The organism is Marilutibacter maris (assembly GCF_003233695.1).
Lineage (GTDB): Bacteria > Pseudomonadota > Gammaproteobacteria > Xanthomonadales > Xanthomonadaceae > Marilutibacter > Marilutibacter maris.
In genome coordinates this window covers 351,630-365,558 of sequence record NZ_CP029843.1, presented here as the reverse complement: position 1 = coordinate 365,558, position 13,929 = coordinate 351,630, and the positions used below count along the sequence as shown (strand labels likewise).

The 13,929-nt window shown below is 70.5% G+C and carries 17 protein-coding genes; 5 read left to right on the top strand and 12 right to left on the bottom strand.

All coding sequences use genetic code 11. The features are described 5' to 3' along the window. Positions 1–64 precede the first annotated feature (64 nt). A complete protein-coding gene (aroE, locus tag C9I47_RS01660) occupies positions 65–919 on the top strand; it encodes a shikimate dehydrogenase (protein WP_111265191.1) in 855 nt (284 codons plus the stop codon). Positions 920–943: 24 nt separating this feature from the next. Then, on the top strand, positions 944–1,198 hold the full coding sequence (locus C9I47_RS01655) for a YkgJ family cysteine cluster protein (RefSeq protein WP_111265190.1): 255 nt from the start codon (positions 944–946) through the stop codon (positions 1,196–1,198). A gap of 57 nt (positions 1,199–1,255) precedes the next feature. Here C9I47_RS01655 and C9I47_RS01650 read toward each other — a convergent pair whose 3' ends face one another. After that, positions 1,256–1,990, bottom strand: a complete 735-nt coding sequence (locus C9I47_RS01650) for a UPF0149 family protein (protein WP_111267898.1) — start codon at positions 1,988–1,990, stop codon at positions 1,256–1,258. 82 nt (positions 1,991–2,072) lie between these two features. On the opposite strand from C9I47_RS01650, the gene C9I47_RS01645 reads away from it, so the two are divergent. Next, complete coding sequence (locus tag C9I47_RS01645) at positions 2,073–2,486, top strand: YchJ family protein (RefSeq protein ID WP_111265189.1); 414 nt, start codon at positions 2,073–2,075, stop codon at positions 2,484–2,486. A 145-nt stretch (positions 2,487–2,631) separates the two neighbouring features. Here C9I47_RS01645 and C9I47_RS01640 read toward each other — a convergent pair whose 3' ends face one another. From C9I47_RS01640 to bluB, 5 genes are all read right to left on the bottom strand, one after another. Next, positions 2,632–3,129: a hypothetical protein gene (locus tag C9I47_RS01640; protein ID WP_111265188.1), complete on the bottom strand. Its 498-nt coding sequence runs from the start codon at positions 3,127–3,129 to the stop codon at positions 2,632–2,634. Between the two features lie 69 nt (positions 3,130–3,198). Then, the gene (locus C9I47_RS01635) at positions 3,199–3,537 is read right to left on the bottom strand and encodes a LysM peptidoglycan-binding domain-containing protein (protein WP_111265187.1); all 339 of its coding nucleotides are present in this window, start codon (positions 3,535–3,537) and stop codon (positions 3,199–3,201) included. Positions 3,538–3,646: 109 nt separating this feature from the next. After that, complete coding sequence (queF, locus tag C9I47_RS01630) at positions 3,647–4,471, bottom strand: NADPH-dependent 7-cyano-7-deazaguanine reductase QueF (protein WP_111265186.1); 825 nt, start codon at positions 4,469–4,471, stop codon at positions 3,647–3,649. A gap of 90 nt (positions 4,472–4,561) precedes the next feature. Next, on the bottom strand, positions 4,562–5,863 hold the full coding sequence (locus C9I47_RS01625) for an amidohydrolase (RefSeq protein WP_111265185.1): 1,302 nt from the start codon (positions 5,861–5,863) through the stop codon (positions 4,562–4,564). A 308-nt stretch (positions 5,864–6,171) separates the two neighbouring features. Further along, positions 6,172–6,837 (bottom strand): 5,6-dimethylbenzimidazole synthase, encoded by a 666-nt coding sequence (gene bluB / locus C9I47_RS01620; RefSeq protein ID WP_223250229.1) that lies wholly within the window; start codon positions 6,835–6,837, stop codon positions 6,172–6,174. Between the two features lie 242 nt (positions 6,838–7,079). On the opposite strand from bluB, the gene C9I47_RS01615 reads away from it, so the two are divergent. After that, positions 7,080–9,008 (top strand): alpha/beta hydrolase family protein, encoded by a 1,929-nt coding sequence (locus C9I47_RS01615; protein WP_111265183.1) that lies wholly within the window; start codon positions 7,080–7,082, stop codon positions 9,006–9,008. Here the strand turns inward: C9I47_RS01615 and C9I47_RS01610 are convergent, their stop codons facing one another. The 6 genes from C9I47_RS01610 to C9I47_RS01585 form a co-directional block, all read right to left on the bottom strand. Further along, positions 9,009–9,563, bottom strand: coding sequence for a DUF2569 domain-containing protein (locus C9I47_RS01610; RefSeq protein ID WP_111265182.1), 555 nt, complete (start codon positions 9,561–9,563; stop codon positions 9,009–9,011). It lies immediately after the preceding gene. Positions 9,564–9,612: 49 nt separating this feature from the next. Then, positions 9,613–10,317: an esterase/lipase family protein gene (locus C9I47_RS01605; RefSeq protein WP_190238571.1), complete on the bottom strand. Its 705-nt coding sequence runs from the start codon at positions 10,315–10,317 to the stop codon at positions 9,613–9,615. 139 nt (positions 10,318–10,456) lie between these two features. After that, a complete protein-coding gene (gene zapE, locus C9I47_RS01600) occupies positions 10,457–11,569 on the bottom strand; it encodes a cell division protein ZapE (protein WP_111265180.1) in 1,113 nt (370 codons plus the stop codon). Next, positions 11,562–12,263, bottom strand: a complete 702-nt coding sequence (locus C9I47_RS01595) for an alpha/beta hydrolase (protein WP_111265179.1) — start codon at positions 12,261–12,263, stop codon at positions 11,562–11,564. The genes zapE and C9I47_RS01595 overlap by 8 nt, the downstream gene beginning before the upstream one ends. A 144-nt stretch (positions 12,264–12,407) precedes the next feature. Beyond that, entirely contained in the window at positions 12,408–12,845 is a 438-nt protein-coding gene (locus C9I47_RS01590) for a hypothetical protein (protein ID WP_111265178.1), read from the bottom strand. Then, positions 12,842–13,429: an RNA polymerase sigma factor gene (locus C9I47_RS01585; RefSeq protein ID WP_111265177.1), complete on the bottom strand. Its 588-nt coding sequence runs from the start codon at positions 13,427–13,429 to the stop codon at positions 12,842–12,844. The genes C9I47_RS01590 and C9I47_RS01585 overlap by 4 nt, the downstream gene beginning before the upstream one ends. 149 nt (positions 13,430–13,578) lie before the next feature. Here C9I47_RS01585 and C9I47_RS01580 point away from each other — a divergent pair, with 149 nt between their 5' ends. Next, entirely contained in the window at positions 13,579–13,911 is a 333-nt protein-coding gene (locus C9I47_RS01580) for a DUF6249 domain-containing protein (RefSeq protein WP_145985397.1), read from the top strand. Positions 13,912–13,929 lie beyond the last annotated feature (18 nt).

The window sequence follows — 13,929 nt, the reverse complement described above, 5'->3', positions numbered from 1 at the left end:
ATCCGCATGATGACCCCCAGGATGTCCGAGCCGATGTTTTCTCCCTAGTCTAAGCGAGGCCCCAATGACCGAGTCCGTGACCAAGCGCTTTGCCGTGATCGGCCACCCCGTGGCGCATTCCCTGTCGCCACGCATCCACGCGACCTTCGGAAAGCAGCGGGGCATCTCGCTGGAATACACCACCATCGATGCCGCGCCCGAGCAGCTGGAAGCGACGCTGGAGGCCTTCGCCGCCGGTGGCGGCAGCGGCGTCAACATCACCCTGCCGCACAAGCAGCGCGCCGCCGAACTGTGCAGCGAGCTGACCGAGCGCGCGCGCCGCTGCGGCGCCGCCAACACCCTGACCCGCGGCGCCGACGGCTGGCTCGGCGACAACACCGACGGCCTGGGCCTGGTCCGCGACCTGACCGAGCGTCACGGCCAGGACCTGCGCGGTCGCAAGGTGCTGCTGATCGGCGCCGGCGGCGCCGCCCGCGGGGTCGCTCCCGCGCTGCTGGACGCCGGCATCAAGTCGTTGTTCATCGTCAACCGCACGCCGTCGCGCACCGACGCGCTGGCCGACGCGCTCGGCGAGCCGGCGCGGGTACACCCGCGCAACTTCGAGGACCTGGGCAACCTCGGCGGTTTCGACCTGATCGTCAACGCGACCTCGGCCGCGCGCGAGGCGGCGCTGCCGTTCCTGCCCAGCTCGCTGGTGGCGCCGCGCGCGGACGCGGTCGATCTGAGCTACGGCGAGGTCGCGATCCCGTTCATGGCCTGGGCCCGCGCGGCCGGCGCCGACATCGTGGTCGACGGACTGGGCATGCTGGTCGAACAGGCCGCCGAGGCGTTCCTGCGCTGGCACGGGGTGCGCCCCGACACCAGCGCGGTGTACAACGAGCTGCGCGCGTCCTACGCGCTACTGTCGACGGGCGATTGACATCCGATCCGGGAGAATGCGGCAATGGAATGCCGAAGCGCCTGCGGGGCCTGCTGCATCGCCCCCTCCATCCAGTCCCCGATTCCGGGCATGCCGCACGGCAAGCCCGCCGGGGTTCCCTGCGTACAGCTGGACGACCGCATGCGCTGCCGCATCTTCGGCAAGCCCGAGCGGCCGGCGTTCTGCGTATCGCTGCGACCGTCGCAGGAGATGTGCGGCAGCTCGCGCGAGGACGCGTTGACGATGCTCAACGCGCTGGAACTGCTGACCCGTCCCTAGCGCCGGTCGACGCCATCGGCGCCGGCCGGGCCGGAGCCGGGCCGGTGCCCGCCGCGCTCAGGCCTCGCCATCGGCCGCGCCGCAGCACTTCTTGTACTTGCGACCGCTGCCGCAGGGGCACGGCGCATTGCGCGCGGGCGCCTCGCCGCGGCGGATCGGCTCGCGCGGGGTCAGCGCATCGATCCGGTGGTGATGCAGGTCGGCCAGCATCCCCGGCAGGCTGGCGATGATCTCCAGCCGCTCGCGGTAGCCGACCGCGGTCGGCGGCGCCGACGGGTCATCGCCGAGCACCTCGCCGCTGGCGAGCTGGTCGAACAGGCCGAAGATCTCCTCCATCCAGTCGTTGTCGTCGAGCCAGGCGTCCCAGGCCGCCTCGCGCAGCGACACGCCGGTAAAGAAGCCCAGCGCCCAGTCGCGGCCGACGTCGAGGTCCTCCTCGGCGACGTCCTCGGGCAACTCCTGCTCCGGGTCCTCCGGCAGCCACAGCAGCGGCGCCAGATGATCGGGCAGGTCGTCCTCGCCGTGACGGACGCGGGCGGCGGCCATGTTGTGGTGGCCCTGCAGCAGCGCCTCGACCTCGGCGCGCTCGGCCTCGTCGGCCCAGCGCGGCGGCGTGCCCCACACCGGGGGCATCCACTCGGCCGCCGGCACTTCCTCGGGCCCGACCACCAGCGCGGTCAGGTAGCCGTCCAGCGCTTCCAGGTTGAAGCCCTTGAAGGGCACCGCCCGCTGCTCGAGCAGGTCGGCGAGGCGTTCGATCTGGTCGTCATTGAGGTAGGCGGGAGCTTTCATGCGGGCGGGCCAGGCGGTCGGGATGCGCATGGTAGTACGACTGGGGTCCGGATACCGCCGGGAACCGGCGACAATGACGGCCATGCGCAAGACTTCGCCCGCTTCCGAGCCCTGCCCGTGCGGCAGCGGCGACACCTATTCCGACTGCTGCGGCCCGCTGCACGCAGGCGCCGCCGCCGCGACCGCCGAGGCGCTGATGCGCTCGCGCTACAGCGCCTATGTCCGCGGCGACGCCGACTACCTGCGCGCAAGCTGGCACCCCGACACCCGCCCGGCCACGCTGGCGCTGGACCCGCCTGGGACGGTGCGCTGGCTCGGGCTGGACGTGCGCGGACACCGCGGCGAGGGCGATGCGGCGACGGTCGAGTTCATCGCCCGCTACCGGGTCGGCGGCGGCTCCGCCACGCGCCTGCACGAGATCAGCCGCTTCCGTCGCATCGACGGCCGCTGGTACTACCTCGACGGAACATTCCCCGGCGGCGACCGGACTGGCTGAGTCCGCGCCGGAGGCGGGCAAAAAAGAGGCGCGATTCGCATCGCGCCTTGGCTTGCCCACCCAATCGGGGGGAGAGAGAAGAAATCGCTGTGCGGCGCCTTCGATGGCCGCCGCACGGTGTGTGTCGCGTGCCGGTCGTGCCGGCTTACTTGACCTCGAAATCGCGGCTGGCGACGCTCGCGCCGTCCAGCGTCACGTCCAGCGTGTAGCTGCCGGCCGGCCAGCCGTCGGGCTTGTTGAACTCGAAGTTGGTCACGCCCTTGCCGGCAAAGGCGACGGTCTTGGGCTCCTGGGTCACCACGGTCTCGCCGCCGAAGGCGAGGCTGGCACCAAGGCTGCCGTTGACGGTCGCGTTGGGGTCGCTGGTCGCGGTCGACACCGCGGCGATGATGGTGTCGCCCGGCGCGAACGTGGTCGTCGGCGAAGTGACGTTCATGTCGGCACCGACGGCGGTGCCCAGTTCGACGCCGGTGACCGACGCGGTCGCGGCGGCCGGCGCGGCCGGAGCCGCGGGCTCCAGGGTCGGGGCCGGCGGCGGCGCGGAGGCCTCCGGCGCCGGTTGTTCATCCTTCTTGCAGCCGGCAACGGCCAGGGTGGCCACCAGGGCCGCGGCAACGGCGTAGGTCGAGCGGTGACGCATCATGCGGTTCTCCTTGGAATGCGTATGCGGATTGCGAATGCAGTGGGCGTGGATGCGGACGAAGAAGGCCGCTCAGGCGTCGGTCGCGGTCTCTTCGCTCGCGGACGGATCGGCCGGAATGCGCAGCACCTGGCCGGGGAAGATCCGGTCCGGATTGTCGAGCTGGTCGCGGTTGGCCTCGAAGATCAGCGGCCACTTGCCGGCACTGCCATAGAACCGCTTGGCGATCGCCGACAGGGTGTCGCCCTTCTCGACCGTATAGGCCTGCTCGACCGGATCCGGATCGAGGATCTCCTCGGTCGACTGCACCGACGTCTGCACATTGCTGAAGTCGGGCTTCTCGATGATCTCCTCGGTGCTCTTCACCGTGCTCTGCACGTTGGAGAAATCGGGTTTTTTCTCGGTACTCATCCAGGACGGTCCTCGCCGGTTTGGATCGTTGCGACCACACTGGCACGCGCCCTGTTAAGGAATCATTGCGCCCGGGTGAAGGCAGCGCTGGAAGACTGAACGCAGCGCGCTATTGCCGCGTGTCGCGCGTCTCGATCGGTCGCGGGTGACCGGGAGTGGCCCGCCAGGGATTGATGTCGAGGCCACCGCGGCGGGTGTAGCGCGCCTCCACCGACAAGGCGGTCGGCGCCGCCCGTGCGAGCAGGTCGGTGAAGATGCGCTCCACGCATTGTTCGTGGAACTCGGCGTGATCGCGGAACGACACCAGGTAGCGCAGCAGCGCGGCACGGTCCAGCTGCGGACCGGTATAGCCGATCACCACGGTCGCCCAGTCCGGCTGCCCGGTGACCGGACAGTTCGACTTCAACAGGCCGCTGCACAGCACTTCCTCGACGATGCGGCCGGCGTCGGCGGCCAGTAACGCGGCGCGCGGCGGGCCGTAGTGCTCGATCGCGACATCGAGACCGTCGATCGACTCGCCCTCGTGCTCCGGGGTCGCCGGCGGCAGCCCGAACGCGACCTGCACCGGCGCGCCGGCGGCGGCGGACAGGTCGGTCGCGATGCGCAGCCGCACCGCCTCCGCATCGTCGAACGCGGTCGCGTTGAACGAGTTCAGGTACAGCTTCAGCGACTTGGACTCGATCAGGAACGGCGAGTTCGCCGGCACCTGCACGGTCGCGGTCGCCATCGCCGGCTTGCCGCGCGCATCCAGCCAACTCAGCTCGTAGGCATGCCAGCGGTCGATGCCCACGAAGGGCAGCGCGGCGTCGTCGACGTCGATCTCGTGGCGGCCCAGCGAGCGCGCGATCGGGAACAGCAGGCCGGCGTCGTAGTGGCGCGGATAGTCGACATGGCGGCCCAGCGGCAGGCCGTCGTTGCGGGGGGAATCGTTCATCCGCCTATTTTACGGCGCCGGCGCGGGCAGGGGCGGCGCGAGCGGGCGCCGTCTTCGGCGGCCGCTGCGCTGCCCGCCTGCGCGCGGCGCTCAGCCCCGCGGCGGATCGTTCAGGTAGTCCAGCGAGACCTGCAGCAGTGCGCGCACGCCGATGTCGAGCGCCGACTCGTCGAGGAAGAACTCCGGCGAGTGGTTGCTCGGCGCGGTCTTCGGATCCTGCCCCTGCGGGGTGGAGCCGACGAAGAAGAACAGCCCCGGCACCTCGCGGGCATAGAACGAGAAGTCCTCCGCGCCCATGGTCAGGCCCGGGTCGACCACGTTGTCGGCGCCGACCACCTTGCGCAGGCTCGGCAGCATGCGTTCAGTCAGCGCCGCATCGTTGACGGTCACCGGATTGCCCTTGGTGTCGGGCACCTGCGCGACCGCGGTCGCGCCGTGCGCCTGGGCGACCTTCTCGGCGACGTTGATCAGATCGGCGAACACCTGCTGGCGCATGCCTTCGTCGAAGGTGCGGATGGTGCCGACCATTTCGACCTGGTCGGGAATGATGTTGTAGCGGATGCCGCCCTCGATCGCGCCGAAGCTCAGCACCACCGGCTGCTTGGAGATGTCCTGGCGGCGGCTGACCACGGTCTGCGCGGTGCCGATCACGTCGGCCGCGGCGACGATCGGATCGATTCCGCCCCAGGGCCGCGAGCCGTGGGTCTGGCGGCCCTTGACGACGATGTTGAAGCGGTCCGACGCGGCCATGGTCGGGCCGGCGTGGACGCCGATCTGGCCGGCGTTGAGGGTGCTGAACACATGCAGGCCGAACACCGCCTCGGGCTTGAAGTCCTTGAAGATGCCCTGCGCCAGCATCTCCTCGGCGCCGCCCTCCTCGCCGTCGGGCGGGCCCTCCTCGGCCGGCTGGAAGATGAACATCACCTCGCCCGGCAACTCCTCCTTCATCGCCACCAGCGCCTCGACCACGCCCATCAGCACGCTGGTGTGGGCGTCGTGGCCGCAAGCGTGCATCACCCCGGTCTGCTGGCCGCGGAAGGTGGTGGTGACCTTCGACGCGAACGGCACGTCGGCGCGCTCGGTCACCGGCAGCGCGTCCATGTCGGCGCGCAGCGCGATCCGCGGCCCCGGGCGTCCGCCCTTGAGCACGGCGGTGACGCCGGTGGTGGCGATCCCGATCTTCGGGTCCAGACCGAGCGCGCGCAGGTGCTCGGCGACCAGGGCGGCGGTGCGGGTCTCACGGTTGCCGAGCTCGGGGTTGGCGTGGATATCGCGCCGCCATGCGACCACCTTGTCGCCGACCGCCTGCGCGGCCGCGGCGACCTCCGGCCGCTGGCCGTCGGCCTGGGCCTGCGCCGCGACCGGTGCCATCAAGGCCAGGACCGCCGCCATCGCGGCGGACAGGGGCAGGGGGACAAACGACGCTACACGCATGGCGGGCTCCGGTTTCTAGATGGCTCGTTCTGGACGGCTCGTTCTGGAGCGACCGATCCTAGCGACGTTGCCGCGATCGCGCACCCCGACCTTGGTGGAGCGCCGGCGTGCGGCAACGGCATGGCCGCACCGGGACCGCCGCGCGCAGCGGCGGGCATCCGATCACACCTGGCGTCCGGAAGCGAACACCCGGTCGCCCGCATCGATCAAGGAACGCGCCTTTCCATGCAAGCCCGACACCGACGCGCGGGCGAATGCGTTCCGTCCTACCGAGCTTCTTCCGCGCCGCCCGCTTCCGCCTCCGGCCAGCGGTTCTCGTACACCTGCATGTCCTCGCGCGGCGCCCAGCCCTCGCTTTCCAGCATCGGCCTGGGATAGAACGCCTCGACGTGGCCCAGGCACAGGATCGCCACCGGTCTGGCGCCGGCGGGCATGCCCAGCAGGACGCGCACCGCCTCGACCTCGAACAGCGACACCCAGCCCATGCCGAGTCCTTCGGCGCGCGCCGCCAGCCACATGTTCTGGATCGCGCAGGCCACCGAGGCCAGGTCCATCTCCGGCAGGGTGCGGCGACCGAACACATGCGCCTCGCGGCCGTCCATCAGCGCCATCACCAGCAGTTCGCCGCACTCGGCCATGCCCTCGACCTTGAGCCGCATGAAAGCGTCGCCACGCTCGCCCAGCGCCTCGGCGGTGGCGACGCGCTCGCGCTCGACGATCTCGCGCAACCCCTGGCGCACGCCGGCATCGGTGATGCGCACGACACGCCACGGCTGCATGTAGCCGACGCTGGGCGCCTGGTGGGCGGCCTGCAGCAGGCGCGAGAGCAGCTCCGGCGCCACCGGGCCGGGCAGGAAGTGGCGCATGTCGCGGCGCTCGCGAATGGCCTTGTAGACCGCGGCACGCTCGTCGGCGCTGAAGGACACGGCCACAGCGCCATCCCGGCTCGAACGCGCGCCGCTCAACCCCGTGGCTCCGGCGCCGTCGCGGCACGCGGGGGCACGGGAACGGACGATGGCAGGCACATCACGGACTCCGGTCATGGCTCCGGGCGGCGGGCCCCGGGCCGACCGATGCTAGCGGCGTTGGCGCCACCGCGCACCCCGGCCGCGGCCGGCGCCAGCACACACCGAGCCGCTATGCTGGCGGCAAGGCGAGCAAGGGGGGATTGGCAATGGCGGGCCCGACACGGATCACAGGCATCATCCTGACGACGGCATTGCTGGCCGCGGCCGCATCGGCGGCGGCGGCTCCGCCCACGCTCGACGCGCTGCTGCGCAAGCCGCAGTACGGCCTGATGCTGCTGTCGCCGGCAGGCGACCACATCGCCTCGACGGTGCCGCTGGACGACCGCACCGCGCTGGCGGTGATCCGCCTGTCGGACATGGCCATCACCACCCAGATCAATCCCGGCGAAGAGGGCTTCATCGACGACGCGATATGGGTGGGCGAACGGCGCCTGCTGGCGGAATGGTCGAAGCGGGTTTCCGGCCATGCCCAGCCCTTTGGCGGCTACTCGCTGTATGCCACCGATGTCGACGGCAGCAACCGCCGGCACTTCTACGGCGCCATCGTCAATCCGCTGCAGGCCGAGCCCGAGCACGTGCTCATCGCGGTGTGCGTGCGATCCTTCAGCGACGGCTGCGATACCCGGATCGAACGGGTGCGCATCGACGGCAAGGGCAAGGACGAGAAGATCGTCGACGGCCCCGAGCGCAACGCCCGCTTCATGACCGATCGCAACGGCACCCCGCAGCTCAGCTGGGTCTACGACGACGACGACATCCAGCACCTGTACCGCTACCGGGACGGCGACTGGGAACTGCTCAACGACGAGGCCGAAAGCGGCGTGGAGTGGATACCGATGGGCCTGAACTATGCCGGCGACGCGGCGTTGCTGTGGTCCGAGCGCAAGCAGGGGCCGGACGTGATCGAACGCTTCGACCTGGCCGGCGGCGACAGCCGCATCGTCGCCAGCGACCCGCTCCTGGACCCGATCTCGGTGGTGCACTCCTTCGACGCCAGCGAACCGATCGGCGCCGCGTTCGGTACCGCGGCACCGGAGGTGCGCTATTTCGACGAGGCCCACCCGCACGTGAAGCTGTCGAAGGAACTGGCGGCGGCGTTCCCCGGCGAGTTCGCCCGCGTCACCAGTTCCAGTCGCGACGGCAGCAAGGTGCTGGTGACCGTCACCAGCGACGTCGAGCCCGGGCGCTACTACCTGCTCGATACCCGCAGCGGCGACACCCGGCTGCTCGGACGCAGCCGCCCGTGGCTGGACCCGGCGACGCTGAGCCCGGCGACCCCGTTCGAGATCCAGGCCAGCGACGGCACCCCGCTTTCGGGCTACCTGACCCTGCCCAAGCAGGCCGGCGGCCGCGCCGCGCCCCTGGTGGTGATGCCGCACGGCGGCCCGTACGGCATCCGCGACAGTTGGTTCTACGACGACGAGACCCAGATCCTCGCCGCGCACGGCTACGCGGTACTGCGGGTCAACTTCCGCGGCTCCGGCGGCCGCGGCCGCGCCTACGTCGAGAGCGGTCACCGCGAATGGGGCGCGAAGATGCAGGACGATCTGACCGAGGCGACCCGCTGGGCCGCCGCCCAGGCCGGCGTCGACGGCGATCGTATCTGCGCCTGGGGCGCCAGCTACGGCGGCTATGCCGCATTGATGGGCGCGGTCCGCGAACCGGCGCTGTACCGCTGCGTGATCGGCATGGCCGGCCCCTACGACCTGCCGACGATGTTCAAGTGGGGCGACACCCAGCGCTCGGACTACGGAGAGGCCTATCTCGAACGCGTGCTGGGCACCGACATGAAGGTCCTGATGGAGCGCTCGCCGACCGGCCACGCCGGCGAAATCCTGGCCGCGATCCTGCTGGTGCAGGGCGGCCGCGACCGCCGCGTGACCCCGCAGCACCTGCGCGAGATGCGCGCGGCGCTGGACAAGGCCCACGTGCACTACGAGACCTACCTGCCGCACAACGAGGCGCACGGCTTCTTCGCCGACCAGTCGCGCAAGGAGTACTACACCCGCGTGCTCGACTTCCTCGACCGCCACCTGTCGGCGCCGGCTTCCGCGCAGGCGCGGCAATCGCCGTGATCAGTGCAGGAAGGTGTTCCTCACCCGCTTCGACAGCAGCATGTAGCAGATCCAGATCGCGGCCGTCACGGCCCTCGGAACCAGACCCCGCAGCCGCTCGGAGAACTCATCGCTACCGATGGCGCCCATGCCCAACGCCACGGTGTGGTCGAGCACCTGGGCGGCGAACACGTAGATCATCAGGCCGATGTATCCGCGCGGGAACCAACGCGACTTCGCGACATAGAGCCCCACAAGCACAAGGATTCCGACGACGATGCCCGCGGTGGCCAGCAATTCCCCGCAAACGAGCGCGCCTTCGAGCGGATCGTACACTGGGGAGCCGGAATCGAAACGGGCGGCGACGTGCCCGCCGGCGATCGCGGCCAACTGAATCCGCATCGCGGGAAGCGCCGACAGCAGGGTGGACAACAGGCCGAGCATCACCAGGATCAGCCAGCCGCCCAGGCCCTCGGGCCCTTCACTGACCCGGGAGCGGCCGAGGTCGAACCTCAGGTCCTCGACACGCTCCCACGTCACCTGCTTGCCGCGCGCCGGCGCGTACGGATTGTCCATGCGTCCCTCCTCCTTGAGGCGACAAGCATAGCGATCCCGCGCGTCCGCGCTACTGGATCAGATCGACCTGGGTGGTCGCGGTGTAGCTGAGCAGGCCGAAGTGGCCGAAACCGTTGTAGGTGTAACTGCCGTCCTCGTTCCAGATCGACGAGGAGTGGATGCCACCGACGGTGCAGTAGCCGGTGCTGCAGACGATCTGGTCGGTCCAGGACTTGATCGAATACACCTTGTCGGCGAAGCGGAAGCCGTACAGGTCGTCGAGGAACGGGCTGGACACCGACAGTCCCCAACTGCCGCAGGTGCTGTTCCAGACGTTGTAGGGATAGGTGCCGCACGACCACAGGCCGCGGAAGCCGCCGGCGATCGCGACATAGCTGTCGATGTACGGCCGCAGTCCGACCCGCTTGATCACCCGCGCGCCGAGGGTGCCGCCCATCGAGTGGGTGATCACGTCGACCTTGCCGGTGCACGAGCTGGCGATCGCGTCGACCAGGGCGTTCTCGACCGGGGTCTCCTCGCTGCCGTTGTGGTCGTTGCAGGCCGCGCAGCTCTTGCTGCCCCAGTCGGGGGCGAAGATCTGCGCGTCGTCGTAGCCGCGCGCGTGCAGCTCGTCGACGGTGTTGTCGAAATCGTCGGGACCGCCGGTATTGCCGTGGATCAGCACCACGGAGTCGCGGCACTGCGCCGAAGCGAGCGCCGGCACGCCGGCCAGCGCCAGCAGCGCGAGCACCACGGGATATGCGTGAACCTTCATCATGTTCCTCCTGGAAGCCGATGGACGCGCCGCGGACGCGTGCGCGCGGCATCGACGCTAGGCAGGAGGGCGGCCCCGGACCACTGTACATTCGGGCAGCGGGGCCGATGGGGGCGACGAACGGCGCGGTCGCGGCGGGTCAGCCGCGGTGCCCGAGCGCCAGATACTCGGCGCTCTGCATCTCGATCAGGCGCGAGGCGGTGCGCTCGAACGCATGCACGAGCCGGTTGCCGCGATACAGTGCCAGCGGATCGGCGGCGGCGGTGCAGACCAGGTTGACGTGACGGTCGTAGAGCTCGTCGACCAGGTGCACGAAGCGGCGCGCCGGGTCGTCGTTGCCGCCGTCGAACAGCGGGATGCCGCCGACCAGCACGGTGTGGTGTTCGGTCGCGATCTCGATGTAGTCGCTGGCCGCGCGCGGGCCTTCGCACAGCGCGGCGAAATCGAACCAGGCGTGCCCCTCGGCGAGCCCGCGCACCGGGATCTCGCGGTCGTCGATCACCAGCCGGCGGCTGTCGTGCGGGCAGGCGTCGGTGAGGGTGTGCCAGCGCTCGTCCAGCCAGGCGTCCGAACCCGCATCCAGTGGCGTGCGGTAGACCGGCGACTGGGTCAGCGCGCGCAGACGGTAGTCGGTGGCGCTGTCCATGTACATGACGTGGCAGTGCGCTTCCAACTGCGCGATCGCCGGCAGGAAGCGCTCGCGCTGCAGGCCGTCCTTGAACAGTCCCGACGGCTCGATGTTGGAGGTCGTCACCAGCGCCACGCCCTCGGCGAACAGGCGCTCGAGCAGACGCCCCAGCAGCATCGCGTCGCCGATGTCGTTGACGAAGAACTCGTCCAGCACCAGCACCCGCAGGTCGCGGCGCCATTCGCGGGCGATCGCCTTCAGCGGATCGGACTGGCCGGCGTGCTCGCGCAGGCGCGTGTGGATCTCGCGCATGAAGCGGTGGAAGTGGGTGCGCCGCTTCTCGCGGATCGGCAGGCCGTCGTAGAACAGGTCGATCAGGAAGGTCTTGCCGCGCCCGACCCCGCCCCACAGGTAGAGCCCTTGAGGCGCATCCGGCGCCCGCCCGCGCAGGGCGTCGAACAGCCCGCGCCGGGGCGGCGCGGTCAGCGCCGCGTGCAGGCGGTCGAGCTCGACCAGCACCGCGCGCTGGGCCGGATCGTCGTTCCACTCGCCGCGGGCGACCCCCTCGGCGTAGCGCCGCGACGGCGATGCCGCGCGCGGGTCCTGCGGGGCCGGCTCAGCCATTGGGCGGTGCGAGCTCCGCGGGCAGGTAGGAACGGATGCCGTTCTTGATCGCGCCGCGCAGGTCCATCAGCCGGCGGTGGAAGAAATGCCCGGTCTCGGGCATGCGCACGACCTCGGGCGGGGCGCGGCGCCCGTCGAGGCCGTCGATCCAGGCGTAGACCGCCTCCGGATCGACCACCTCGTCGGCATCGCCCTGGATCACCAGCCACGGGCAGTCCGGCGGCTGGATCGCGTCGAAATCCCAGCCGCGACCGGCCGGCGGCGCGATCGAGATCAGCATCCCGGGCTGCAGTTCGGCCGCCAGCGCCAGCGACACGTAGGCGCCGAAGCTGAAGCCGGCCAGCCACAGCGCGTGCCCCGGGCGCTGCTGGCGGACCCAGGCGGCGACCGCGCGCAGGTCGTCGCGCTCGCCGCGGCCGTCGTCGAACTCGCCCTCGGAGGCGCCGGTGCCGCGGAAGTTGAAGCGGACGGTGGCGATGCCCGACTCGCGCAGCGCGCGCGCGGTCATCGTCACCACCTTGTTGTGCAGGGTGCCGCCCTCGGTCGGCAGCGGATGGCAGACGATCGCGACCGCGCGACGCGAGCCGCCCTCGCCCGGCTCGGCGATCGCCTCCAGCGCGCCGGCGGGCCCGGGCAGGACCAGGGTGGCGGCTTCGGCCGTCGGGAACGCCGGGGACTCAGGGCTCGTGTTCATGCGCCCATGATACGGCCCGGCATCGGCGGCCGTCGAAATCGGTGGCGCAAACGGACCGTTGCCGCATGCCCATCCGACAGGCTCGGCAGCGGTGGCCACGACCGCCGGCAGAACCCCAGCGACACGCCTGTTTTTCCAATACAATCAATTAGTTGTCAGGCCTGCACCGGTGCGCCGGCCAAGCCGGTGATCGAGCAGCCAGGCCAGCGCAAGGCCGCCGCCGGCCGCCGCCAGCATCGGCCAGGGGGCGCCGCGCCACGGCGCCAGTCCCGCCTGCAGGGCGTCGATCGCCGCCGCCCCGCCCCAGACCGCGATCGCGACCAGGGCCGGCGGCAGCAACAGATAGCCCAGCCAGGTCTCGATCCCGGCCCGCTCGCGATGGTCGTGGGTCAGCCGCTCCATCTGCAGGGCGAAGGTCGGCGGCGGCTCGGGCAGCGGCGCGCTGCGTACGGCGTGGTAGACCGCGCGGTAGCGCTGCTGCGATGGACCGCCCGCCCCCGGGCGCTCGGCCGCGGCCTGGCGCTCGACTTCGCGGGCATGCGCCCGGGCATCCTCGACGGGGAGATCGGAACGACGGTTCATGATGGACAGGCCTCCAGGGATTCCAGGTGCCAGCGCAGGCGCAGGCGGGCACGGAACAGGTAGTTCTTGACCGTACCCTCGGGCAGATCGGTGATCCGCGCCACCTCGGCGATACCCAGCTCCTCCATGTGGTACAGCGTGATCAGGGTGCGCTGCAACGGCGGCAGCGCTTCGATGGCCTCGTGCATGCGGCGCATCAGGTCGGCATCGGCGACGGCCTCGGCCAGATCGAAGCCGTCGCCGACCTGCTCCAGCGGCGACGGACCGTCCTCGTCCGGCTCCACCATCGGCAGGCGCCTGCGCTGCATGTGGCGACTGGCGACACTGAAGGCGATCCGTCCGATCCAGGTCGACAACGCGCTCTCGAAGCGGAACTGGCCCAGCCCGCGATGCACCTGCAGGAACACCTCCTGGGCCAGCTCGCGGGTGTCCTCGGGCTGCTGCACGATCCGGTACACCAGGTGCCAGACGAGCTTCTGGTTGCGGCTGACCAGGGTTTCGAACGCCCCCGGCCGACGCGCGAGCACCGCCGCGACCAGGGCCCGGTCGTCCGCGCGCGCTTCATTGTCGCCACCTTCGCTCATTGAGGATTGGAGACCTCCACTCGGCGAACGGTTGCAGGCGGCGTGGATCTTTTTCGCGGATCTTTTTTCGCCGGACGGTGCAACCGGTCCGCGGCCGCCTGTATCCATCTTCCGCAACCGGGGCAATGGTGCCCCGAGGAGCTGACCCGATGGCCGACATTATTGCCCTCTTCATCCCGATGGTGTTCGCCGCCTGCATCGTGATCGCCATCCGCGTGGTGGTGAACGCGCGCCTGCGCCGACGCCTGGCCGAAACCCACGCCAGCGAGGAGCTGGTCCGACTGATGTTCCTCTCCGACCAGGAGAACAGCCGCCTGGCCTCGCTCAAGTGGGGCATCGTGCTGATCCTGACCGGCATCGCGTTCGGCATCATCGACATCGCCAACCTGACCTACGACGACCCCGCCAGCTACGGCGTGATCTTCGCCGCGATCGGCCTGGGCATGGTCGGCTACCACCTGCTGCAACGCCAGCGCGACTGACCGCAACAGCGCTCGCGG

What these genes read in the sequence shown, in the direction of transcription:
- zapE (WP_111265180.1), bottom strand. Translation starts at nt 11,569, where the DNA reads ATGGCTGAGCCGGCCCCGCAGGACCCGCGCGCGGCATCGCCGTCGCGG.
- C9I47_RS01640 (WP_111265188.1), bottom strand. Translation starts at nt 3,129, where the DNA reads ATGATGCGTCACCGCTCGACCTACGCCGTTGCCGCGGCCCTGGTGGCC.
- C9I47_RS01615 (WP_111265183.1), top strand. Translation starts at nt 7,080, where the DNA reads ATGGCGGGCCCGACACGGATCACAGGCATCATCCTGACGACGGCATTG.
- C9I47_RS01645 (WP_111265189.1), top strand. Translation starts at nt 2,073, where the DNA reads ATGCGCAAGACTTCGCCCGCTTCCGAGCCCTGCCCGTGCGGCAGCGGC.
- C9I47_RS01580 (WP_145985397.1), top strand. Translation starts at nt 13,579, where the DNA reads ATGGCCGACATTATTGCCCTCTTCATCCCGATGGTGTTCGCCGCCTGC.
- C9I47_RS01655 (WP_111265190.1), top strand. Translation starts at nt 944, where the DNA reads ATGGAATGCCGAAGCGCCTGCGGGGCCTGCTGCATCGCCCCCTCCATC.
- queF (WP_111265186.1), bottom strand. Translation starts at nt 4,471, where the DNA reads ATGAACGATTCCCCCCGCAACGACGGCCTGCCGCTGGGCCGCCATGTC.
- C9I47_RS01650 (WP_111267898.1), bottom strand. Translation starts at nt 1,990, where the DNA reads ATGAAAGCTCCCGCCTACCTCAATGACGACCAGATCGAACGCCTCGCC.
- C9I47_RS01625 (WP_111265185.1), bottom strand. Translation starts at nt 5,863, where the DNA reads ATGGCGGCGGTCCTGGCCTTGATGGCACCGGTCGCGGCGCAGGCCCAG.
- C9I47_RS01595 (WP_111265179.1), bottom strand. Translation starts at nt 12,263, where the DNA reads ATGAACACGAGCCCTGAGTCCCCGGCGTTCCCGACGGCCGAAGCCGCC.
- C9I47_RS01585 (WP_111265177.1), bottom strand. Translation starts at nt 13,429, where the DNA reads ATGAGCGAAGGTGGCGACAATGAAGCGCGCGCGGACGACCGGGCCCTG.
- aroE (WP_111265191.1), top strand. Translation starts at nt 65, where the DNA reads ATGACCGAGTCCGTGACCAAGCGCTTTGCCGTGATCGGCCACCCCGTG.
- C9I47_RS01610 (WP_111265182.1), bottom strand. Translation starts at nt 9,563, where the DNA reads ATGGACAATCCGTACGCGCCGGCGCGCGGCAAGCAGGTGACGTGGGAG.
- C9I47_RS01590 (WP_111265178.1), bottom strand. Translation starts at nt 12,845, where the DNA reads ATGAACCGTCGTTCCGATCTCCCCGTCGAGGATGCCCGGGCGCATGCC.
- C9I47_RS01605 (WP_190238571.1), bottom strand. Translation starts at nt 10,317, where the DNA reads ATGAAGGTTCACGCATATCCCGTGGTGCTCGCGCTGCTGGCGCTGGCC.
- C9I47_RS01635 (WP_111265187.1), bottom strand. Translation starts at nt 3,537, where the DNA reads ATGAGTACCGAGAAAAAACCCGATTTCTCCAACGTGCAGAGCACGGTG.